Annotated in this window: 1 protein-coding gene and 1 pseudogene; both read left to right on the top strand. The window is 41.1% G+C overall.

The features are described from left to right. Positions 1–1,106: 1,106 nt before the first annotated feature. Positions 1,107–2,693, top strand: coding sequence for a recombinase family protein (locus tag HMPREF0373_RS08255; protein WP_021739228.1), 1,587 nt, complete (start codon positions 1,107–1,109; stop codon positions 2,691–2,693). A gap of 100 nt (positions 2,694–2,793) precedes the next feature. Further along, positions 2,794–3,210, top strand: a pseudogene (locus HMPREF0373_RS08250) (manganese catalase family protein); the annotation flags it as partial. Positions 3,211–3,466: the final 256 nt, after the last annotated feature.

Genomic DNA, 3,466 nt, shown 5'->3' with positions numbered 1-3,466 from the left:
GTTGCAAGAGCTAAGAAGCCCGTACACAATCGCTTTAATATCTTTTTCATAAGTCTAATGCTCCTTTCGTTTTGAGTAATAAAATAGCCGTCCAATAAGAACGGCTGGAAATAGAAAAGGAACGTCATGTTAGGCGTTCCATAGTCTATGAAATATTAAATTTTTCTTGTTTCAATACTGATGTGCTGTACCATATCTTTGCATATCTAAGAAAACTAGCGTATCAAGGCTCATTCGTTAGTAGTAAATAAGTAGTAAATTGATGTGTTTGTTTCCTTGAAAATGCTGATAGATACTGTGTTTTAGCGGATAATCAGATTTTTATTGTGTTTTTACATAAAAAACAGAAAACAGGAAAAAATCCGGAAGAATCTTAGAAAAATACTACACTCAGTTGAGTCCTGGATATTCAAGGAATCTGGATCAAAGATTGTTTGATTTAATAGTTTATTTCAAATACTATCTGCCTAAAAATGAATATAAACAATTTATGTCAGAATTAAAAAGTATGTTAGATAGTCTTCAGTCAAAGATTCACCCTCATGCATTTGAATATGTCCATGCTCAGATGGGAATTCGTAACCTTACAGATTTGGATACACTTATCAACCTTCCAAAGGATGATATTGAGTACAATAAGTTTGATAAATAGTTGCCCTGTTATACGTATTTATATTTATACGTATCTATTTGCACTCATTTTTAACTTTTTAATACAAAATAATGTGCTAATTATTAGTCAAAATGGTGAAAAAAATATGTTCTAATTGTTGTAATATTTTACGTGTTGTAGTAGTATACTTGTACGGAGAGAACCGTATTGATTACGGTTGAAAGGCACTCATGCAAGTATATTGTATGGGTGTCTTTTACTATACAAATATAAAAAAAACCGCCCCTGCTGGAACAGGGACGGCATCGTAACTCGGATTTTCGCTATATTGCGATAGCCTACTATACGATAATATCATACATCTGAAGATGTACAACTAGCTGCAAAAATATTGTATCATCTTCGGAACAGCTTCGCAAGCGGAACACTCGTTCCCCGCTGGCTGTTATTTTTATACCCATTTTTACATATTTTTACTTAGGAGGATGATGACATGCAGGAAACAAACATCTCTATCAATGAAATTATCATGTATCTGCGCAAATCCCGATCAGATGATCCGTATATGACTGTGGAAGAAGTCCTGGCTCGGCATGAGCGGCAGCTCCAGGAATATGCTCTCTCCTCTTTCGGATCCATCATTCCGGAAGAACGGATTTTTCGGGAAGTCGTTTCCGGAGAAACCATTGCAGATCGTCCGGTTATGCAAAGCGTCATGAAATACCTTGAGAGTGGTCAGATCAAAGGTGTACTGGTCATTGAACCACAACGTCTCTCCCGTGGTGATCTGGAGGACTGCGGACGCATTATCAATGCATTTCGGTACACAAATACTCTGGTCCTTACTCCACCGAAAACTTATGACCTCTCTGACGAGTACGACCGAAAGTTTTTTGAAATGGAACTGACCAGGGGAAATGATTATCTGGAATATACCAAGAAGATTCTGAACCGCGGGCGGCTGGCATCCGTCAAGCAGGGAAACTACATCGGGAGCATCGCTCCTTACGGATATCGCAAGATTAAAACCGGCAGTGGAAAAGATACCGCACACACGCTTGAAATCGTTCCTGAGCAGGCTGACGCTGTCAGAATGATGGCGCAACTCTACCTTGCAGGAAATGGATTCACACGGATAGCTGTGCATCTGGATTCTCTTGGAATCAAGCCATTAAAATCTGATCACTGGTCTCCTGCTGCCATCAGTGATATTTTATCCAATCCGGTTTATATTGGGATGATACGCTGGAATCATTTTAAAACAATCAAAACAATGCAAAATGGCCAGATTGTAAAATCCCGTCCTACCAACCACGGAACAGATTACATCCTTGTGCCAGGCAAACATCCTGCCATTCTCGATCAGGGAACCTTTGACGCTATTGCACAGCGCCGTGGAAAATCTCCAAAGATAAAACGTGGTCATGAACTGCGAAACCCGTTCGCCGGGCTGGTCTTTTGTGGAACTGCCGGATGCGGGCGCTCCATGACATTCAAACAGTTTACAAACTACCGGAGCAAAGTTCCCCGCCGGTCAGAAAGCATGATCTGTCCAAATCAACGTATCTGCCATACCAAATCGGTACAATATAGTGCTTTTGTGGAACGTGTAAAAGAAATATTATCAAAGACGGTGGATGATTTTGAAATTAAATTACAGAATGATGATGGAAATATTGTCCGGATCCATGAGAATATCATCCGGAATCTGGAACAGGATCTGGTGAAATTAAAGGATAAGGATCTGCGTCAGAAAGATGCTTACGAAGATGGGATTTATACCAAAGAAGAATATGCTTCCAGAAATGCCAAGCTGCAGGAACAGATCTGCGAAGTGCAGCTTTCCATCCAGCGGGCAAAAGATACCATGCCACCGGAAGTTGATTACCAGGAACGGGTTTCCCGATTTTCTGACTGCCTGTCTAAATTTGAAGATACGGATATTTCAGCATCGGAAATGAACTTACTCCTCAAATCCTGCATTGAAAAAATCATATATCACAATTCCAGTGAATCCAAGCCTGGTATCGGACGATTCGTTGCCAATCCCTTTGAACTGGATATCTACCTGCGCCTGTGATCTTTGGGCGCAGGCATTATTTTACTGTATCAAGGCTTTTTCTGCCAGTAATCTCCTGTTTTCACGCAAAAATAATCACTTCCATCATGTATGAGCGAATGAACTGGCTCATATGGAAATGATCTGCGCTATAGTGCGACAGCTGACACAAGATCTGACACCGGAAGAAATCCAGAAAAGCGGGTTTGATACCTACTATGTAGATCACACGCTCGGTCTTTGGCCGGCAGCTGCCAGCGGCATTCCACATAATGCCTGTGAATACCAGTCAAAAGGCGATCCGATTACAGATCTTTTCGAAAATATGGCTGCTGAACAGAAAGCACGGACAACTTACGACAATATTCTTCGTCTGGTCAAAGATCCGGAGGTGTGTGACCCAATCCGCTTTCTGCGGGAACGTGAAGTCGTACACTTCCAGCGTTTTGGCGAAGGTCTCCGCCTTGTGACAGACCGGTTAAATTCCAAAAACTTCTATGCGTTCAATCCGGCTTTTGATGCAAAATCATCCTGTTAAAACAATACAGCAAAACAGACATTTGCAATCTGTTTTTGCTACTTGCACATGAGACCTGGCGCATGATTCTGCGCACCATAAGCTGACAGATTCTTTTCTAAATCACCTGCGCCTGTTATTTTTCAAGGCGCAGGTAATCTTTATTACGTAGCAAAAAAATACTGCAAGCAACATTTGTTACCTGCAGTATTTTTCGGGTTGGGCTGTTTTTATAAAAAACAGAGCAGTTCGTAGGGGAATCGAACCCCTGTTTTCG

Origin of the sequence: Eubacterium ramulus ATCC 29099 (genome assembly GCF_000469345.1) — a bacterium.
Classification (GTDB): domain Bacteria; phylum Bacillota; class Clostridia; order Lachnospirales; family Lachnospiraceae; genus Eubacterium_I; species Eubacterium_I ramulus.
Note: the sequence above shows the minus strand (reverse complement) of the source record. Positions and strands in the feature narration are given on the sequence as shown.